At 71.7% G+C, this 17,918-nt stretch carries 17 protein-coding genes, 1 tRNA gene and 1 rRNA gene; 13 read left to right on the top strand and 6 right to left on the bottom strand.

Annotation, left to right across the window (positions count from 1 at the left end; translation table 11 throughout):
* The coding region (locus V3T34_RS06830; protein ID WP_288586760.1) for a 1-deoxy-D-xylulose-5-phosphate synthase N-terminal domain-containing protein at positions 1 to 142 on the bottom strand (142 nt) is incomplete at its 3' end.
* A 270-nt stretch (positions 143 to 412) separates the two neighbouring features.
* Between V3T34_RS06830 and V3T34_RS06825 the strand changes: the two genes are divergently transcribed.
* The 4 genes from V3T34_RS06825 to ettA all read left to right on the top strand — a co-directional run bounded on the left by V3T34_RS06825 (position 413) and on the right by ettA (position 3,695).
* Positions 413 to 649: a hypothetical protein gene (locus V3T34_RS06825; protein WP_305079625.1), complete on the top strand. Its 237-nt coding sequence runs from the start codon at positions 413 to 415 to the stop codon at positions 647 to 649.
* Positions 646 to 1,554, top strand: a complete 909-nt coding sequence (locus V3T34_RS06820) for a DNA/RNA non-specific endonuclease (RefSeq protein ID WP_244533375.1) — start codon at positions 646 to 648, stop codon at positions 1,552 to 1,554. The genes V3T34_RS06825 and V3T34_RS06820 overlap by 4 nt, the downstream gene beginning before the upstream one ends.
* A 13-nt stretch (positions 1,555 to 1,567) precedes the next feature.
* Complete coding sequence (locus V3T34_RS06815) at positions 1,568 to 1,840, top strand: hypothetical protein (protein ID WP_060848788.1); 273 nt, start codon at positions 1,568 to 1,570, stop codon at positions 1,838 to 1,840.
* A 202-nt stretch (positions 1,841 to 2,042) separates the two neighbouring features.
* Positions 2,043 to 3,695, top strand: coding sequence for an energy-dependent translational throttle protein EttA (gene ettA, locus V3T34_RS06810; RefSeq protein WP_060848787.1), 1,653 nt, complete (start codon positions 2,043 to 2,045; stop codon positions 3,693 to 3,695).
* Between the two features lie 101 nt (positions 3,696 to 3,796).
* On the opposite strand, the gene V3T34_RS06805 is transcribed toward ettA, so the two are convergent.
* On the bottom strand, positions 3,797 to 5,032 hold the full coding sequence (locus V3T34_RS06805) for a polysaccharide biosynthesis/export family protein (protein ID WP_305079626.1): 1,236 nt from the start codon (positions 5,030 to 5,032) through the stop codon (positions 3,797 to 3,799).
* 670 nt (positions 5,033 to 5,702) lie between these two features.
* Between V3T34_RS06805 and V3T34_RS06800 the strand changes: the two genes are divergently transcribed.
* Positions 5,703 to 7,070 carry a capsule biosynthesis protein gene (locus V3T34_RS06800; protein WP_305079627.1) on the top strand — a complete coding sequence of 456 codons (1,368 nt, stop codon included), beginning with the start codon at positions 5,703 to 5,705 and terminating at the stop codon, positions 7,068 to 7,070.
* A gap of 114 nt (positions 7,071 to 7,184) precedes the next feature.
* Here the strand turns inward: V3T34_RS06800 and V3T34_RS06795 are convergent, their stop codons facing one another.
* The gene (locus tag V3T34_RS06795; RefSeq protein ID WP_305079628.1) at positions 7,185 to 9,035 is read right to left on the bottom strand and encodes a capsular polysaccharide biosynthesis protein; all 1,851 of its coding nucleotides are present in this window, start codon (positions 9,033 to 9,035) and stop codon (positions 7,185 to 7,187) included.
* A gap of 449 nt (positions 9,036 to 9,484) precedes the next feature.
* Between V3T34_RS06795 and V3T34_RS06790 the strand changes: the two genes are divergently transcribed.
* From V3T34_RS06790 to V3T34_RS06760, 7 genes are all read left to right on the top strand, one after another.
* Entirely contained in the window at positions 9,485 to 10,258 is a 774-nt protein-coding gene (locus tag V3T34_RS06790; RefSeq protein ID WP_305079629.1) for an SDR family NAD(P)-dependent oxidoreductase, read from the top strand.
* A 37-nt stretch (positions 10,259 to 10,295) separates the two neighbouring features.
* The gene (locus V3T34_RS06785) at positions 10,296 to 11,144 is read left to right on the top strand and encodes a formyltransferase family protein (protein ID WP_305079630.1); all 849 of its coding nucleotides are present in this window, start codon (positions 10,296 to 10,298) and stop codon (positions 11,142 to 11,144) included.
* A gap of 114 nt (positions 11,145 to 11,258) precedes the next feature.
* Positions 11,259 to 12,257, top strand: coding sequence for an SDR family oxidoreductase (locus V3T34_RS06780; protein ID WP_305079631.1), 999 nt, complete (start codon positions 11,259 to 11,261; stop codon positions 12,255 to 12,257).
* 143 nt (positions 12,258 to 12,400) lie between these two features.
* Complete coding sequence (locus V3T34_RS06775) at positions 12,401 to 12,724, top strand: YnfA family protein (RefSeq protein WP_060849579.1); 324 nt, start codon at positions 12,401 to 12,403, stop codon at positions 12,722 to 12,724.
* Between the two features lie 192 nt (positions 12,725 to 12,916).
* Positions 12,917 to 13,957: an ABC transporter substrate-binding protein gene (locus tag V3T34_RS06770; RefSeq protein WP_305079632.1), complete on the top strand. Its 1,041-nt coding sequence runs from the start codon at positions 12,917 to 12,919 to the stop codon at positions 13,955 to 13,957.
* Positions 13,958 to 13,967: 10 nt separating this feature from the next.
* Complete coding sequence (locus V3T34_RS06765; protein WP_305079633.1) at positions 13,968 to 14,723, top strand: ABC transporter permease; 756 nt, start codon at positions 13,968 to 13,970, stop codon at positions 14,721 to 14,723.
* The gene (locus V3T34_RS06760) at positions 14,711 to 15,460 is read left to right on the top strand and encodes an ABC transporter ATP-binding protein (protein WP_305079634.1); all 750 of its coding nucleotides are present in this window, start codon (positions 14,711 to 14,713) and stop codon (positions 15,458 to 15,460) included. Before V3T34_RS06765 ends, V3T34_RS06760 begins: the two co-directional genes overlap by 13 nt.
* A 32-nt stretch (positions 15,461 to 15,492) precedes the next feature.
* Here V3T34_RS06760 and V3T34_RS06755 read toward each other — a convergent pair whose 3' ends face one another.
* Complete coding sequence (locus V3T34_RS06755) at positions 15,493 to 16,842, bottom strand: pentapeptide repeat-containing protein (protein WP_305079635.1); 1,350 nt, start codon at positions 16,840 to 16,842, stop codon at positions 15,493 to 15,495.
* A gap of 320 nt (positions 16,843 to 17,162) precedes the next feature.
* On the opposite strand from V3T34_RS06755, the gene V3T34_RS28550 reads away from it, so the two are divergent.
* Positions 17,163 to 17,369 carry a hypothetical protein gene (locus V3T34_RS28550; protein WP_407942681.1) on the top strand — a complete coding sequence of 69 codons (207 nt, stop codon included), beginning with the start codon at positions 17,163 to 17,165 and terminating at the stop codon, positions 17,367 to 17,369.
* 316 nt (positions 17,370 to 17,685) lie between these two features.
* Here the strand turns inward: V3T34_RS28550 and V3T34_RS06745 are convergent.
* A tRNA-Met gene (locus tag V3T34_RS06745) sits at positions 17,686 to 17,762 on the bottom strand.
* A 45-nt stretch (positions 17,763 to 17,807) separates the two neighbouring features.
* Positions 17,808 to 17,918: ribosomal RNA gene (rrf, locus tag V3T34_RS06740) — 5S ribosomal RNA — on the bottom strand; the annotation flags it as partial.

The raw sequence follows: 17,918 nt of genomic DNA, 5'->3' as shown, positions 1-17,918 counted from the left end.
GATGGCCGCCGGTGACCGAGACGGCGTCGATGGTCTCGGCGCGCAGTTCCGCGGCGAGCTGGGCGAGGTCGCTCTCGGGCAGCTGGCGCAGATCCGCGGGAATGCGGACGCGGTCGAGGAGGGGAAGAACCAGATCGGACACGGGATGACGCTCGCTCGTTCGGAGGCGGACCCCGCCCGGCCTCGCGGCCCCGGGATCCTCGCAGATGGCGGCCGTTATACCGCAAGCGGCCGATCGCGCCATCGTCGGTCCGCGAAGCCCACGGTTGCGACGTCCCGGCGCACAACAACTCCCAAGAACACCCTGAACTCACGGTGAATTTCGCCCGCGAGGCGACAGCTGCATGGCGATGGGTTAGAGTGCGTGACGGCGACGCGATCTCGACAATACGCATCCCCGCTCGGAGGTCAGATGGGACGATCGATACCGGCGGGCGGGCTCGTCCTGGGCATCCTGCTGGCAGCCTCCGGCCAGGCGCGGGCGGTGCCGCTCTATCCGGCGCTCGATCCCGCCTGGCTGCCGCATCTGCCCGCCTGCCGGCCGACCGACCGGACCTGCGACACCGTCTCGCGGCGCCGGATCCCGGTCTGCGCCTGGCGGGTGCGACCGACGCCCGAGGGCCCGCGGCGAGTGCGGATCTGCGCGTGAGCCGTCGCGGCAAGACCGGTCCCGAAACGGCCCGCGTGGCGACCGGCGTCGCCTGCCTGCTGCTCCTTATCCTTCCCGGGGCGGCGCAGGCCCGCGGCTGCACGGGCGACTTCGCGGGCGGCACGCGGCCGGTTCTCACCAACCCGCGGCTTGCCGCCGACACCACGCTTCTGTGCTACCAGGCCTTCGCCGTCCTCTATTCGGGGCTCGCCCGCACGCCGCTCTACGCCGCCGAGCACCTGACCGCCGCGCGGGTCGAGGCCGCGCGGCGGATCGACCGGGTCGACGCTTTCCACGAGGAAGCTCAGCTGCCGGAAGCGGCGCGCTCGGAGCTTGCGGATTACGCCGGCAGCGGCTGGGACCGGGGTCACATGGCACCCTCCGGCGACATGCCGAGCCCGGGCACGCAAGCGGAATCCTTCACGCTCGCCAACATCGTGCCGCAGAACCCGGACCTCAACCGCCGCCTCTGGGCCGGGATCGAGAGCAGCGTGCGGGCGCTCGCGATCGAGCGGGGCGACCTCTTCGTCGTCACCGGCCCGCTGTTCGAGGGCGCGAGCGTGCAGTCCTTGCGCGGCCGGGTTCTGATCCCGACCCGGCTGTTCAAGGCGGTCTACGACGCCAACCGGGGCGAGGCGGGGGTCTATCTCGCCCGCAACGCCCCGGGCGAGGAGTGGCAGGCGATCTCCCTCGAGCAGCTCGCCGCGGTCGGCGGCATCGTCGCCTTCCCGGATCTCCCGGATTCCGTCCGCCGGCGCATCATGCCCCTGCCCGAGCCGCGGCGCGACGAGTATGTCGGCGGGCCGCGCAGCCGCCGCGAGCCCGGCTTCCTCGACTGGCTCGCCGCCGAGTTGCGCCGCGCAGCCCGCCGCGCCTGGCGCGACTTCCTCCGCTCGCTGTTCTGACGGGACGCCCCTCATGCCCGCTCACCCGAAGCCCGCCTTCACGCCCTTCGCCGACGAATCTGGTGTCCAGACCCTCGGCGACATGACGCTGGAGAACGGCACGACGCGCATCGCGCTCCACGGCTCCCTCGACTTTGCCCGCGACCGGGAGAGCCTGGAGCGGGCACGGGCGCTGGCGAGGACACTGGCGGAGATCGTGGCGGTCCTGGAGGGCGAGGCCGACCTGCCGGAACGGGCGGAGGAGGTCCGGGTGGCGACCACCGAGGTGAAGAACCCGTTCGGGTGAGCGGGCCGGCTCGCAAGGCCGCCGATCCGTGCCGCCTTGCACCCCCCCGGCGGCCCTGGTAAGCGCGGGAGCACTCCCCATTCCCGCGCGCGGCCGGCCGCGTCGACCCCCGGCGATCCGATCGTGCCCCGGGAAACGGCCTGAATCCGGCATCACACCGCCCGACCCGGACCGCGCGCCAGAACCCTGAAGGATCACCGCCATGGCCCGTGAATTCATCTACCACATGCGGGGTCTGACCAAGACCTATTCCAGCGGCAAGAAGGTGCTCGATAACGTGCACCTGTCCTTCTACCCGGACGCCAAGATCGGCGTGCTCGGCGTCAACGGCGCCGGCAAGTCGACGCTCTTGCGCATCATGGCCGGCATCGACACGGAATTCTCCGGCGACGGCTTCGTCGCCGAGGGCGCGCGGGTCGGCTACCTGCCGCAGGAGCCGCAGCTCGATCCGGACAAGACGGTCCGCGAGAACGTGATGGAGGGCGTCGCCGAGTCCCAGGCGATCCTCGATCGCTACAACGAGCTGGCGATGAACTACTCCGAGGAGACGGCGGACGAGATGACCCGCCTCCAGGACGAGATCGAGGCCAAGGGCCTGTGGGATCTCGATTCCAAGGTCGACCAGGCGATGGACGCCCTGCGCTGCCCGGGCGACGACGTCGCCGTGGCGACCCTGTCGGGCGGCGAGCGCCGCCGCGTCGCCCTCTGCCGCCTGCTCCTGTGGCAGCCCGAGCTCCTGCTCCTCGACGAGCCGACCAACCACCTCGACGCCGAGACGGTCGGCTGGCTCGAAGGCCACCTGCGCAGCTACCCGGGCGCGATCCTGATCGTCACCCACGACCGCTACTTCCTCGACAACGTGACGAGCTGGATCCTCGAGCTCGATCGCGGCCGGGGCATCCCGTACGAGGGCAACTACTCGTCCTGGTTGGTCCAGAAGCAGAAGCGCCTGGCCCAGGAGGGCCGCGAGGAGGAGTCGCGCCAGCGCACCATCGAGCGCGAGCAGGAATGGGTCTCGGCCTCGCCGAAGGCCAGGCAGGCCAAGTCCAAGGCCCGCATCTCCCGCTACGAGGAACTCGTTGCCAAGTCGCAGGAGAAGGGGCCCTCGACCGCCCAGATCGTCATCCCGATCGCTGAGCGGCTCGGCAACAACGTCATCGAGTTCGACCACCTGGAGAAGGCCTTCGGCGACCGGCTGCTGATCGACGACCTGTCGTTCAAGCTGCCGCCGGGCGGCATCGTCGGGGTGATCGGCCCGAACGGCGCCGGCAAGACCACCCTGTTCCGGATGATCAACGGGCTGGAGACCCCCGACAAGGGCGAGATCCGGGTCGGCGAGAGCGTCAAGCTCGGCTACGTCGACCAGTCCCGCGACGCGCTCAAGCCCGACGCGACGGTCTGGCAGGAGATCTCGGGTGGCAACGACATCCTCTATCTCGGCAAGCGCGAGATCAACTCGCGCGCTTATTGCGGCGCCTTCAACTTCAAGGGCTCCGACCAGCAGAAGAAGGTCGGGGTCCTGTCGGGCGGCGAGCGCAACCGCGTCCACCTCGCCAAGATCCTCAAGAGCGGTGCCAACGTGCTGCTGCTCGACGAGCCGACCAACGACCTCGACGTCGACACCCTGCGGGCGCTGGAGGAGGCGCTGGAGGATTACGCCGGCTGCGCGGTGATCATCAGCCACGATCGCTGGTTCCTCGACCGGATCGCGACCCACATCCTCGCCTTCGAGGGCGACAGCCACGTCGAGTGGTTCGAGGGCAACTTCGCCGATTACGAAGCGGACAAGAAGCGGCGCCTGGGCGTCGATTCCACCATCCCGCACCGGATCAAGTACAAGAAGTTCAGCCGCTGAGCCGTGAGCGGAGCGGCACCCGCCGCCCCGCCTCGTCTGCATCCGGACAACAAAAAAGGGCCCCGCGGGGCCCTTTCTCATGTTCGGCTCGCTTGTCGGCGCTACCGCGCCGCCGAGTACAGCGAGGCGCCGGAGGCGATCGGCGAGGTGACGGTGGAGAAGACGCTGAGCACCTTCTGGACCTCGGTGAAGGGGGCGTTCGAGACGTAGACGAGGTCGCGGTTGCGCATCCGGAACGCTTGGCTGACGAACAGGCTGTTGGGGTCGCGCATGTTGATCCGGTAGACCACTGGCACGAAGTTCGACGAGACGAGGGGGCTGTTCGGGTGCAGGCGGCGCACCACCGAGGCCGGCTCGAACCGGAACACGAACACGCCGGCCGGGTCGGCCTGGAAGTCGCGCAGGCCGCCGGACTTGGCGAGTGCCTGGGCGAGCGTGATGCCCTCGGCCGAGAACGGGATCTCGTAGTTTGCCCCGGTCGCGCCGACGGCCAGGAAGGTCTGGGGATCGCGCACCAGGGTGAGGGTGTCGCCCGGCCGCAGGAAGATGTTCTCGCGCGGGTTGGAGACGACCGCCGTCAGCGGCACCGTCGCGGTGGTGGAACCGCGCGACAGCCGCACGAAGGTCTCGTTCACCGGCGCTGCAACGCCGCCCGCCGTCGCGATGACGTCGAGCAGGCGGTCGCCCTTCTCGGTCAGCGGCACGCGGCCGCCGCCGAGGTTGGAGACCGGACCGCCGCGGCTCGCCGCCGCCAGGCGGGCGCCGCCGCCACCGGCCGCCGCCGCCTCGCCCAGCACCGTCACGCTGGTGCTGAGCGGCGAGTTCACCGTCAGAAGCACCTGCGGCTGGATCGCCTTGCCGGCGAGTTCCTGCTCGATCTGGGCCTGTACGTCCGGGGCGCGCTTGCCCGCCACCTTGATCCGGCCGGCATACGGCACCGAGATCGTGCCGTCGCGGGCCACGATCTGCTCGGGGATGCTGGACGATTTCGAGCCGGTGGACAGGCCCCCCATCATCGGGGCGGAGAACAGGCCGCCGCTGCCGGCCTCCCAGATCGTCACCGTCACGGCGTCGCCGACGCCGATCACCGGCTGCACCGAGGGGCGGCGGTCGCCGAAGGAGGCGAGCAGGCTGTCGAGGGGCCGTCCGCGCAGGGCCTCGACCACCGCGGCGTCGACGTCGATGATCTCGTAGCGGGCGAGCAGGCCCTGGTCGGTGGCGACGTCCGCCCCGTCCGCGATCGCGCTCGCCGTCGGGCCGGCCGCCGGCAGGAAGCTGCTGCAACCCCCGATGAGGCAGGCAACCGCCAGGACCGCTGGCATTCCGACGCGCACCATGCATCACCCTCCGAACCACGCGGGGCCGTCCGCGACGACCGCTCTGGTCTCTCTCGCTCGACGCTGGGCCCGCCGCGAGCCGCCCGGCATCCGGTCCGACCCGCGAATTCCCGGCGGGCGCGGCCGCTTGCGGCCACGCTTCGCCACCCTTCCTCTAGCACTCCGAACGGCTGCGATCGAATTAACGGACCGCTCCGGGGCCCCCGGTGTGCACAAGTCTCGCCGGTGTGGCCTGTCGCCCACGGCCCGCGACCCGGCCGGGGAGCCCGTCGGCCGGAAATGCGTCGCGAGCGTGGCGGTTGGCGGCCCGACCGTGACGCGGATGCATCAACCGTGTGGATCACGGGCATGACACCCGCCGTCTCCATGTTCCTGCCCAGATCTCAGGCCTAATGGCGGTCGTCGTCCGGTGGGACGACCGATCCTCCGGGACGCCGGGCATTGACGCCGTGCAACACCGCGATTTTTTCGAGATTGTTGCAATCCCGCCATTGTCCGCACCGGGGCCGTCGGTACTGTCCGCCTCGTCAGCGGCTCGCGCGCGGCTCGCGCGCCCCGAATGTCCGTCCGGGCAGGCTGCATCCGCGGCCCGCTCGGGCCTTCGCCGTCCCAGGGCTCAGCCGGCAGGTCGTCTGCGGCCGCCGGCCCCGCCCAGACCCGAGGTGTGCCCGTGAGTGCTGATCCCGTGCGAAACGTCGAACCGGCCCGCCAGGATGCCCGCACCCAAGACGCCCGCACCCCGCAGCCGGGGCGGCGCCAGGTCTTCCTGTTCCTGCAAGGTCCGATCACGCCGTTCTTCGCCCGGGTCGCCGACGCCCTGGAGGCGCGGGGTCATCGCTGCCTGCGGGTGAACCTCTGCTTCGGCGACTGGATGTTCTGGCGCCGCGCCGGCGGGGTGAACTTCCGCGGCACCCGCGAGACCTGGCCGGCTTTCATCGCCGACCTGATCGACCGCGAGGGCGTGACCGACCTGATGCTGCTCGGCGAGCAGCGCTACTACCACAAGGTCGCCGTCGCCGCCGCCAAGGCCCGCGGCCTGAACGTCACGGTGACGGATTTCGGTTACCTGCGCCCGGACTGGATCACGCTCGAGCGCGACGGCATGTCGGGCGACAGCTGCTTCCCGAAGGACCCGGAGGCCGTGATGGCGCTCGCCGTCAAGGCCCCCGAGCCCGACCTGGTGCCGCGCTACCGCGACAGCTTCTGGCTCCAGGCCGTCTGGGACATGGCCTACCACCTGATGAGCAATTGGCTCTGGTGGCTCTATCCCGGCTACAAGTCGCATCAGGTGCACCACAACGCCCTGATTTATCTCGGCACCGGCCTGCACATGCTGCGCTCCAAGCGCACCGGCCCGCGGGTCGACGCGCTGGTGCGCCGCCTGCGGGAGGCCGGCACGACCTACTACGTGCTGCCGCTGCAGATGGAGAACGACTTCCAGCTGCGCGCCTACTCGCCGTTCTTCGACCTGAAGACGCCGATCCACGCGGTCATCCGCTCGTTCTCAGAGCATGCCCCGGCGGAATCGCGCCTGCTGGTCAAGATCCACCCGCTCGATCCCGGCATCCGCAACTGGGCGCGCATCGTGCGCCGCTCGGCGGAGAAGTGGGGCGTCACCGACCGGGTCGATTTCGCCGATGGCGGCGACCTCGGCAAGATGCTGGACGGCTGCCGCGGCGTCGTCACGGTCAACAGCACCGTCGGCCTGTGGTCGATGCGCGCGGCCAAGCCGACCATGACGCTGGGTGCGGCGATCTACGACATCCAGGGCCTGACCTACCAGGGCGCGCTGGAGACGTTCTGGACGCAGGCCGAGCCGCCCCGGCGCGAGCTGTGGGACGCCTTCATCAAGGCGATCGTCGCCAACATCCAGATCCGCGGCGTCTACTACAAGGGCGAGGGCATGGCGGCGGCGGTGGAGGCCACCGCCTCGCGCCTCGACCTCACCCAGGGCGCCTGGCTCGAGACCCGCTCCCGGGCGCGCACCCTCGATGCCGGCGACGAGATGCCGGGCCTCCAGGCGCTGCAGAACGCCTGACCCCGGCAAGCATCGAGCAAGAGACCCGACGGGGCCGGAAACGGCCCCGTTTTTTTCATGCCCGATGCCCGCCTGCCACCGGCCGCCAAGCCCCGATCGTCCCCCGAGCCCGGATCATCCCCGCCGCAGCACGCGGCGCCAGACCACCGACCAGACCTGCTTGAGCACCGCCTCGGGGGTACGGGCGCGCCGCGCCAGCTCCGGGTCGCCAGCGGCGAGGCGCTGCACCAGCACCTCGGCCGGGCATGGCAGGCCGGTGCGCGGATCGACGTAGCGCGGGTAGAGGATCAGCGCGCCGGCCACCAGCTCGTCGAGGGTGAGGCGGCGGGTGCGGCGGGGGCTGCCCGGATCGTCGGTCAGGCCCCAGCCGGCGTAGAACGGCAGGCCGTGGGTGGTCACTGCCTTGCCGCGCAGGAGCGCCTCGAAGCCGATGAGCGAGGTCACGGTCTCGACCTTGTCCGCCGCCTCGACGGCGTCGATGGCCGAGACGTCCCGCAGCACCACGTCGGCATGGGCCGCGACCACGTCCGGCGGCACCCAGCCCGGGCGCAAACCGGCCTCGACGTCGGGATGCGGCTTGAAGGCGATCACGGCGTCGGGGTTGCGCTCGCGGGCGAGCCGCAGGAGCGCGGCGTTGCCCGGGACCGTCCCACCGCCGAGGCGGATCGAGGCGTCGTTCTCGACCTGGCCGGCGACCAGCACCACCGGGCCCGGCCGCGGCATCGGCGGCATCGCGGCGCTGCCGACATTGTACTTGCTCACCCGCGCGGCGATCACCGCCTCGCGCAAGGCGGCGGCCCGAGCGAGGAGGTCGTCCGGGAAAGTGCCGGTCTCGAGCAACTGCTCAAGGTCGCTCGGACCCGTAGCGTCGTAGTAGACGCCGGTGGCGTCGAGGACGTGCGAGGCGCCCGGCCGCAGGGCGACCCCGAGGCCGATCGAGCGCAGGAAGCCGTCCTCCATGCGCAGGAGCGGCACGCCCGCCCGGGCACAGGCCTCCTCGGTGCCGGCCGGCATCCGGCTCGCCCAGGATACGACGCGGCCCATGCCCGCGAGCTCGCCGGCGCCGACCGGCGCGTCGCCCCGGCGCACCACCGGGCGGTGACCGGGAGCCGACAGGGTCCTGGTGATCCAGTCCCGCTTCCAGGCCGAGAAGCCGACGCAGAGGGTCGGCACCGCGTTCTCGCGCCAGCGCGACGCGACGAGGTCCAGCACCTCCACCGCATCCTCGAACCGGGACGGCGCGCCCGTATAGGGATCGAAGTAGCGCGAGCAGACCAGGTAGGCGGCGGCGAAGACCTCCTCCGGCTTGCGCCGGCGGGTGCGCCGGGGCAGGTGCAGCCGGTCGTCGGTGAAGCCCCAGCCGGCATAGAACGGCAGGCCGAAGCAGGTCACCGGCGTGCCGGCGAGGGCCGCCTCGAAGCCGGAATGGGCCGAGACGACGTAGACCCGGTCGCACTCCTCGGCGACCGACCAGGCGGTGACGGGATCGCGCACCAGCCGCGCCCCGGTCGCGGTCGCGGCGGCCTCGTCGATATGGCCGCGCCGGCCGATCGCCGACCCGGGATCCATCACCACCAGGCGCTCGGCCTCCGGCGTGTCCGCGGCGGCCGCCTCCAGCATCGCCCGGAAGGCGCTCGCCCCGGCAAGACCGAAGCCGACCGTCGGATCGCCGACCGCCTGGTCGACGATCACGACGCGCCGACCTCCCGCTTTTCGCGGCGGCAGGTCGCGGCGGCGCGGATCGTTGTCGAGGCCGAGCCGCCGCTCGCGCAGGCGCGCGATGCCGGCGCGGGCGCGGGCCATGAGCTCGTCCGCCTCCCAGCCGCCTTCCTCAAGCATGACCTCGAGCTCGCTCGGCGCGGTAGCGTCGTAGTGGATGCCGAGCCCGTCGATGATGTAGCTCAGCGAGCGCTCGGCGCGGACGTCGCCGAGGCGCAGGAAGCCCTCGTCCCAGCGGTCGCTCAAGCGTACCCGCCGCGAGGTCGGCTCGCTGCCCAGCCGCCGCGAGCGTCGCGGGCCGGGCCCTTCCGACTCCGACGGCATCCGGGGCCACAACCGCTTCAGCTTGCCGCGATCCATCCGCCTCTCACTCACTGCGGACCGTGCCGCCCAGGCGCTCGCGACCCGGAGCAGGCGCCGTTCCACACTCACCCCGGCCCCGTCAAGCACGGCGCGCACGTCGGGGGCGGAGCCGGCCATCTCGAGGCCGGGCGCCGCGGCCGCGGTCCCGCGCCCTCTCTCCTTAGACGAATTCCGATGACCTCTTCCTTGCCGCGGGGGATTTTTTCGCGCGTCCGCCGAAGCCGGTATGCTACAGGCGCCCCCCAGGCCGCGCCCAACGCCGCCGCGGACCTGCGCACTATGCCCGCAGGCGCCGCGATGCCGCCGCGTTCCGATCGTCCGGGAGAGAAGCCATGCCTGTCATCCTGATCACCGGCGCCTCGAGCGGCATCGGCGCGGCGCTGGCGCAGCATTACGCCGCCCCCGGCACCACACTGGTCCTGAACGCCCGCGGGGCCGAGCGGCTGGAGGCGGTCGCGGCGCACTGCCGGGGCAAGGGCGCGACGGTCGAGACCCGGGCGCTCGACGTGCGCGACCGAGACGGCGTACGGGCCTGGATCGCCGAGGTCGACGCCCGCAGCGGTCTCGATCTCGTGATCGCCAATGCGGGGGTCAACGGCGGCCATCCGCAGGGCGGCCTCGAGACCGAGGAGACCGCCTTCCTGGTCCTCGACGTGAACCTGATGGGCGCCCTCAACGTGGCGCTGCCCACCGTCGCCCGGATGGCGGAGCGGGGCAGGGGGCAGGTCGCGCTCATCTCCTCGCTCGCCGCCTATGCGCCGCTTCCCGACGCCCCGGCCTATAGCGGCACCAAGGCGGCGCTGCTCGCCCACGGCCTGGCCTTGCGCGAGAAGCTGGCGCCGCAGGGCGTGCGGATGAACGTGGTCTGCCCCGGCTACGTGAAGACCGTGATGGGCGCCGATTACGAGGGCTGGCGCCCGCTGGAAATGAGCGCCGAGGCGGCGGCGGCGCGCATCGCCAAGGGGCTCGCCCGCGACGAAGCGGTGATCGCCTTCCCGGCGGCGCTCGCCGCGGCGGCGCGGGGCGCCGCGCTGATTCCCGAATCCTGGCGCCGCCTCGGCATGCGCGGCTTCAGCTTCCGCATGAGCGAGCGCCAGCAGCGCTGATCCCCCGAAACCATTCCCCGTCACGGAGAAGACCCGGTTGCGGATCGCCCTGTTCACCCTCGAAGCCCTGCCCAACGCCCGGGCGGTGCGCCGCTTCGTCGCCGACAACGCCGCGCGGATCGCCTTCGTCGGCCTGTCCGATCCCGAGCGGCCGAGCACCGGCGGACTCACCGGCCAGGTCCGCCGCCATCTCGGGCGCTCCGGTGCCGGCTTCCTGCCCTACCTGGCGGTCAATTTCGGCCTGCCCGACCTCGCCCGCGGGCTCGCCCCCGCGACCCAGGCGCTGGCGGGCAGCCGCGACGTGCCCGAGGCCACCCCGCTGCGGACCCTGTGCCGGCGCCTCGGCCTGCCGCACGCCACCATCACCGACGTGAACGGGCCGGAGACGACCGGGCACCTGCGCCAGCACCGGGCCGACCTGATCCTGTCGTTCCACTTCGACCAGATCTTCGACGCCGCGACCCTGGCGGCGGCGCCGGCGGGCGGGCTCAACGTCCACCCCTCGCTGCTGCCGCGCCACCGCGGCCCGGTGCCGACCCTGCACGCGCTCCTCGACGAGACGCCGCAATTCGGCGTTACGGTCCACCGCCTCGCGCCGGAGATCGATGCCGGGGGGATCCTGGCGCAGGAAACCGTGGCACTGCCCCCGGACGTCACCGCCTCGCGCGCCGCCGTGCTGCTGCACGAGGCCGGGCGGCCGCTGCTCGAACGCATCCTGGCCGAGGCCGAGCGGTCGGGCGCGCTGCCCGAGGGGCGGCACGTCCCGGTGCTGCCCTATTGCGGCTTCCCGAGCCCGGCCCAGCTACGCGACCTCAAGCGGCGAGGGCGGCGCCTAGTCGATGCCGGGGATTTGCGCGAGGCCCTGAGCCTATCGCTCAAGCTCTGAGATCCGCGCCCCGAGATCCGCGCGGGCGCCGACCCGAATGAACGAAGCGCGCCCGGCTTCGTTGTGGCCATGATACCCCCACCCCGTACGGAGGATTTCATGAGCCGAGCGCACATGAGACAAGCGCACAAGCCCCTCGACCGGCAGGTGATCGTGATCACCGGCGGCTCAAGCGGCATCGGGCTCGCTACCGCCCGGATGGCGGCGCGTGCGGGTGCGCGGGTCGTCCTCGCCGCGCGCAACGCCGAGGCACTGGCGACCATTCAGGAGGAGATCGAGGCGGCGGGCGGGGAGGCGACCCACGTCGTCGCCGATGTCGGCCGGCGCGAGGACGTGCAGGCCATCGCCGATAAGGCGGTGCAGCGCTTCGGCGGCTTCGACACCTGGGTCAACGATGCCGGCATCTCCCTCTACGGGCGCCTGGAGGAAGTCTCGGACGAGGACCACGACCGGCTGTTCCAGACAAACTTCTGGGGCGTGGTCTACGGCTCGCTGGTGGCGGCGCCGCACCTGCGCCGGCACGGCGGGGCGATCATCAACCTCGGCAGCATCGCCTCCGACATGGCGATCCCGCTCCAGGGCATGTACTCGGCGAGCAAGCACGCCATCCGGGGCTTCACCGACGCCCTGCGCTCGGAGCTGGAGCAGGATCTGGCCCCCGTCTCCGTGACGCTGATCAAGCCCTCGGCGATCGACACGCCGCTGCCGCAGCACGCCCGCAACTACCTCGACCGGGAGCCTAAGCTGCCGCCGCCGGTCTACCACCCGGACGAGGTCGCCCACGCCATCCTGCACGCCGCCGTCTATCCGCAGCGCGACATCATCGTCGGCGGCGGCGGCCGGGCGATGACCGGCTTCAAGAAGCTCGCCCCCGGCACCTTCGACCGGCTGGGCGCCGTGATGGCCGGCCAGCAACTGCGATCCGAGCCGCCGCGGGATCCGCACGGGTCGCTCCACCGGCCGGGCCAGGACGGCCATGTCCGCGGCGACCATCCGGGGATGGTGCGCCACACCAGCACCTACACGCGGGCAAAACTCCACCCGCTCACCACCGGCGCCGTGATGGCGGGCGTCGGCCTCGCGGCGGCGGCGCTGATGAAGCGGCGGGCCTGAGACCGCCGCGCCGTCGCGAATGGCGCCGTTCGACGGTGCGAGGCAAGCCCGAACGGGTGTCGGCGCCGATGCCAAGGCGCGACGGTATGGGATCGCTTCCGCGGGTCGGCATGGCGTGGGACAAGCTCGCCATGCCACCTGCGATGCCGACCCTCCTCCTCTACGCCGCCGCGGCCTTGGCCGAGATCGCCGGATGCTTCTCGGTCTGGGCCTGGTGGCGGCTCGGCGCCTCGCCGCTCTGGCTCGTGCCGGGGGCGGCGGCGCTGGGCGCCTTCGCGTTCCTGCTCGCGCTCACCGGGTCGGAGGCCGCGGGTCGCGCCTTCGCGGCCTATGGCGGGATCTACATCGCGGCCTCGCTCGTCTGGCTGTGGGCCGCGGAGGGCGAGCAGCCCGACCGGTTCGACTGCGCCGGGGCCGCCCTCTGCCTCGCCGGCGCCGCCGTGATCCTGCTCGCACCGCGCGGCTGAGACCAAGCGGCGCGAGCGGCGTCACCGCACCCGGGGCTCGCTGAACATTCTTCTCTCCCGGCGCGCGGGAGGAGGATTTTCATCCATTATACCGCCCGTTGAGAGGTGTTCGATCTTATATCCGCGCCATTCTTGCGCGGCGGCAGGAGGATACCCTAAGCGGGCGCGATCCTTCCTGTCAGACGGCCCGCCATGACCCTCACGCGACGCAGCATCCTCGCGGCCGCCCCGGCCCTCGCGGCCGGGGCCGTGCCGGGATTCGGGACGCCGGTCCTCGCGCAAGCGCGGAGCGCGCCGTTGCGGGTCGGCCTGATCCCGATCCTCGCGGTGGCGCCGATCATCGTCGCGGAGAAGGAGGGCTGGCTGAAGGAGGCCGGCCTCTCCCTCGGCATCACGACCTTCGAGTCCGGCCCGAACATGATCCAGGCGCTGGCCTCGGGTACCCTCGATGTCTACGTCGCCGGCGTGGCGCCGCTCGGCGTCGCCCGCGCGAAGGGTATCGACGTGAAGGTGGTGGCGGCGACCTCCGTCGAGGAGAACGTCTTCGTCGCCGGCCCGAAGCTCGCCCGCTTCGCCGAGAAGGGCGTCGCCCCCGCGGAGGTGTTCAAGCGCTACCGGGACTCCGCCGGCACGCCGGCGCGGCTCGCGACCCAGCCCCTCGGCTCGGTGACCAACACCACCCTGCAGCACTGGCTGTGGGAGGTGGCGAAGGCCGACCCGAAGGACGTGACCATCGTGTCGATGGGGATCGACGCCACCCAGCAGGCGGTCCTCGCCGGCGCGGTCGAGGGCGGGATCCTGCGCGAGCCCGCAGTCTCGATCGTCACCGGCCGCAACCCGGCGATCCGCCTGATGGCGCTCGGCGGCGAGATGTTTCCCAACCAGCCCGGCACCGTGGTGGCGGTCACCCGGGCGCTCCTCGATAAGGAGCCCGACGCCGTCCAGGCGATCGTGACCGGCATCGTGCGGGCGATCGACCTCATCGGCCGCGACCCCGAGCGCGTCGCCCCGATCATCGAGGCGAGCCTCGGCAAGGGCCTCGTCGACACCGCCACCATCCGCCGCGCCCTCGTGTCGCCGGCGACGCGCTTTGCCGCCGATCCCCGCGCCATCGTCGAGGCGACGGCGGCGATGCAGCGCTATCAGGTGAAGCTCGGCGCGCTCGACCGCGAGGTGCCCCTCGACGGGCTGTTCGAGCCGCGCTTCTACGAGCGTGCCGTCGCGGGGAAGTGAGACCGGCCCCGTGAGAGCCCGCGCCACCGCGACCCTGCTTGCGCTCGTCGGGCTCGCAGCCTTCTTCGCCCTGTGGGAGGCCGTGCCGCGGCTCGGCCTCGTCAACCCGGCCTTCCTGCCGCCGCCCTCGGTGCTGCCGGAGGCCTTTCTGCGGGAGTTGCGCTCCGGCCAGTGGCTCGCTGCGGTCGCCGGCAGCCTCGGCCACTACCTGGCCGGCCTCGCGCTCGGGGTCGGTCTCGGCATCGCCGCCGGCACGCTGACGGGGATGTCACGCACCGCCGAAGGGCTCACCGCCTGGATCGTGCGGGTGCTGCGCCCGGTGCCCGGTCTCGCCTGGGTGCCGTTCGCCATCATCTGGTTCGGGGTCAGCCCGGAGGCGGCCCTGTTCATCGTCGCGATCGGCGTGTTCTGGATCGTCTACTTCGCCGCCCACGGGGCGATCCGCGGGGTCGATCGCGACCTGATCGAGCTCGCCGCCGCCTTCGGCTTCCGCTCCGGGCCTGAGCGCCTGGTTACCGTGGTGTGGCCGGCCGCGATGCCGGGCATCCTCGTCGGCGTGCGCACCGCCATCGGCCAGGCCTGGATGGCCGTGGTGGCGGCCGAGATCTTCGGGGTTGCGGGCCTCGGCCAGCGGATGATGCAGGCCTCGACGCTGCTCGCGACCGACATCGTGGTCGTCTACATGCTCACCATGGCGCTGCTCTACGGCGTGTTCGATGCCGGCTTCACCGCCTTCCAACGCTGGATGCTGAGATGGCGGGCCTGATCGCGATCCAGGGCCTCGCCCTGACCTTCACCCGCGACGGCGCCCGGACCACGGTGCTGTCGAATCTCGACCTCGCCATCGAGCCCGGCGAGTTCCTGGCGATCGTCGGCGCCTCCGGCGTCGGCAAGTCGACGCTGCTGCGCGTCATCGCCGACCTCGTGCGCCCCAGCGCCGGAACCGTCTCGGTGAGCGAGCCGGAACCCGGCCGGCGGGCCGTCGCCCTGGTCTTCCAGGATTCGCGCCTGCTGCCCTGGCGCAGGGTGCTCGACAACGTCGCCTTCGGGCTCGAGAAGCTGCGCCTGCCCCGGGCCGAGCGCCGCTGGCGGGCGCTCGCCGCCCTCGAGCGGGTCGGCCTCGCCGATCTCGCCGGGCGATGGCCGTTCCAGCTCTCCGGCGGACAGCGCCAACGGGTGTCGCTCGCCCGCGCGCTCGCGGTCGAGCCGCACGTCCTCCTGATGGACGAGCCGTTCTCGGCCCTCGACGCGCTCACCCGCGAGTCGCTCCAGGACGAGTTATCCCGGCTCTGCCGCGCCTCCGGCCAGACCGTGCTGTTCGTGACCCACGACATCGAGGAAGCGGTCTACCTCGCCGACCGGGTGGTGGTGCTGGCCGGGAGCCCCGGCCGGATCATCGCGGCGCACCGGATCGCGGCCGCCCAGCCGCGCGACCGGGCCGCGCCCGAACTGAAGGCGATGACGCAGGTGATCCGGGAGGAACTGATGGGGGCGGGGGGCTGACAAGCCGGCCACAGCCCCGGGGCCCGCCTCGCTCAGCGCCGCAGCCGGTTCCCGAGCACGAAGCCGAACAGCCCCATCAGCACGATGCCGGTCCCGCCCTGCACGCCGACCAGCAGGTTGGTCACCCGGCCGACCGGCTTGATGCCGATCTCCGGCGGGTTGGCCGTCATCATGTTGAGGGCGCTGTAGCTCAGGAGGTCGAGGGCGTTGTAGGTCGCCGCGCTCGTGCCCTCCGGGATCAGACCGCCGGTGAGGCCGAACAGACCCGCAAACACCGCGATCAGGATCGCGAAGGCGCGAAACAGCCGCGACAGGCTCTCGCCGTAGTCGCACAGCCATTCGACGAAGCGATCGGCGATCCAGCGGTAGCCGTGGCGCAGCAGGCCGCGCCGGTCGCGATCGCGCCAGGACGCGCGGAACAGTGCGCCGGCATGCAGCCGCCCCATCCGCCGCCGCCGGCGATAGGCCCAGCCGGCCTCGTCGCGGCTGCCGATGCTCTCGAAATTCTGCTCCAGGGCGAGGTAGCTCGCCTTCGCGGCCTCGTAGTCGCCGGCGATCTCCTCGCCGACCGCCTCGCCGATCTGCGCCGCCCGGAACCGGGTGCCGTTGAGCCAGGCGCCGGCGAACCGGGCCCCGCGCAGGGCGCAGGACGTCAGGTCGAGCCGTACCAGCGTCGCTCCCGCGAGGTCGGCCCCCGACAGGTCGGCCCCGTCGAGCTTGGCGCCGGTGAGCTTGGCGTTGCGCAGGCGCGAGCCGACGAGCCGCGCCTTGGTCAGGCTCGCGCCCTCGAAATCGGCATGGGTCAGGTTGGTGTCGGAAAGCGTCACCTCGTCGAGGCGTGCGCCGCGGAAGGTGGTGTAGTCGGCATCCGCCCCGGTGAAGTCGGCGCCCCAGAGGTCGGCGCCGGAGAAATCCGCACCGTCGAGCAGGCTGCGGGGCAGGCGGGCGAAGCGCAGCGATGCATCCCGGAAGCTCGCATCCTCCAGCATCGCCTCGGTAAAGTCGGCCTGTCCGCCGGCCACGCCGACGAAGCGGGCGCCGCTGAGGTCGGCCTTGCCGAAATCCGCCTCCTCGATCAGCGCACCGGAAAAGTCGGCCGAGCGGGCGAGGGCGCCGGGCAGTCGGGCTCGCTTCAGGGTGGCGCCGGTGAGGTCGGCCTGCTCGAGGGTGCTGTTCGGCATCTCGGCCCCGGCGAGGTTTAGCCCCTCGCGGTCCGCGTCCCACCAGCCCGCCTCGCGCGCCAACGGCGCGAGACGGTCGCGGCTCAGATTCGCCCCGCGCAGGTCGAGGGCGTCGCGGCGCAACGCACCGCCCTCGGCGGCGATCTCCGCGAGGAGGTCGCCGAGGCGGAGGTCGAGCAGGGGCTGGGGTCGAAGGGTCACCGCTCGGTACCGTTCGCGCGTGACGAGCCCGTCCATGCCATGGCGGAGTGGTGTTCCTTGTCGAGATCGAGGCGACGCCGACGGTATCAGCCACGGACCTGTCGGGAATGCAACGGCGGGGCCGGGACCGGGCGGCACCTCCGTCCCTTCGCGGCGTCGGGTATCCCCCGCGAATGAACCTTGATGCCTTCGAGGCGGCCCGGCCTATCGCAGATCGAGCGTTCTAATCACTGCGGCCACCTGGGCCCGCGCCTCGTCGTCGAGCGGTAGAATCGGCCGCGGCGGCGCAGCGTGGCAGAGATCGAGCAGGGATCCCGGGCGTGCTGCGCCGAGCGCACCGCCTCGTCGAGGGCTGCATCGAGCGCTCGACACCGCTCTTCCCGGACGAGGTAGGAGTAGAAGCCGGTGCTCCCGAGAAGACCGATCAGTCGGATGCCGGTGGTGCACAAGCGAGCGACGAGCCTGCGCAGAGCCGGGAGATCGACGCGACCATCGCCGTCCATCGGCGTGATCGGAAAGGCCGGTGAGGCGCAGGGGGGCGGTCCTTATACTTGCCAGATCAGTCACTCGACTGGCACGCATGACCGAGAAGCGTCACCACATCGCGGGCGAGAGTCCTCGGATCGAGCATCGGCCGCTCTCGATTCGAGGTGCTGAATCCCTCGGGCAAGCTGAGCAGATAACCCTCAAACGGCCCATCTCCGGCGACCAGTTCTCGTCGTTCGTGCTGGTCCAGTGGGCCGAAGGGGCACTCATTCGATCCCTCGGAGCGGGGAGGAGGGCGCGACAGCCGGAATACGAAAAACCCCGCCGGCGATGCCGAGCGGGGTTTTTCGTTTGGTTTGGTTGCGGGGACAGGATTTGAACCTGTGACCTTCAGGTTATGAGCCTGACGAGCTACCGGGCTGCTCCACCCCGCGCCAAGGGTGTTTTCGTAATGAGGGAATGTGTGACGTGCTTGGCAGGTCTGGCGGTGACCGACTCTCCCGTGTCTTGAGACACAGTACCATAGGCGCTGGGGCGGTTAACGGCCGAGTTCGAGATGGGATCGGGTTCTGATCACCCCGCTCTGACCA

It is taken from the genome of Methylobacterium ajmalii (genome assembly GCF_036448855.1).
GTDB classification, from domain to species: domain Bacteria; phylum Pseudomonadota; class Alphaproteobacteria; order Rhizobiales; family Beijerinckiaceae; genus Methylobacterium; species Methylobacterium ajmalii.
Note: the sequence above shows the minus strand (reverse complement) of the source record. Positions and strands in the feature narration are given on the sequence as shown.

Excerpts from the sequence above, each read along its gene's own strand:
- V3T34_RS06825 (WP_305079625.1), top strand. The coding sequence starts at position 413 with ATGGGACGATCGATACCGGCGGGCGGGCTCGTCCTGGGCATCCTGCTG.
- V3T34_RS06815 (WP_060848788.1), top strand. The coding sequence starts at position 1,568 with ATGCCCGCTCACCCGAAGCCCGCCTTCACGCCCTTCGCCGACGAATCT.
- ettA (WP_060848787.1), top strand. The coding sequence starts at position 2,043 with ATGGCCCGTGAATTCATCTACCACATGCGGGGTCTGACCAAGACCTAT.
- V3T34_RS06805 (WP_305079626.1), bottom strand. The coding sequence starts at position 5,032 with ATGGTGCGCGTCGGAATGCCAGCGGTCCTGGCGGTTGCCTGCCTCATC.
- V3T34_RS06790 (WP_305079629.1), top strand. The coding sequence starts at position 9,485 with ATGCCTGTCATCCTGATCACCGGCGCCTCGAGCGGCATCGGCGCGGCG.
- V3T34_RS06780 (WP_305079631.1), top strand. The coding sequence starts at position 11,259 with ATGAGACAAGCGCACAAGCCCCTCGACCGGCAGGTGATCGTGATCACC.
- V3T34_RS06775 (WP_060849579.1), top strand. The coding sequence starts at position 12,401 with ATGCCGACCCTCCTCCTCTACGCCGCCGCGGCCTTGGCCGAGATCGCC.
- V3T34_RS06770 (WP_305079632.1), top strand. The coding sequence starts at position 12,917 with ATGACCCTCACGCGACGCAGCATCCTCGCGGCCGCCCCGGCCCTCGCG.
- V3T34_RS06760 (WP_305079634.1), top strand. The coding sequence starts at position 14,711 with ATGGCGGGCCTGATCGCGATCCAGGGCCTCGCCCTGACCTTCACCCGC.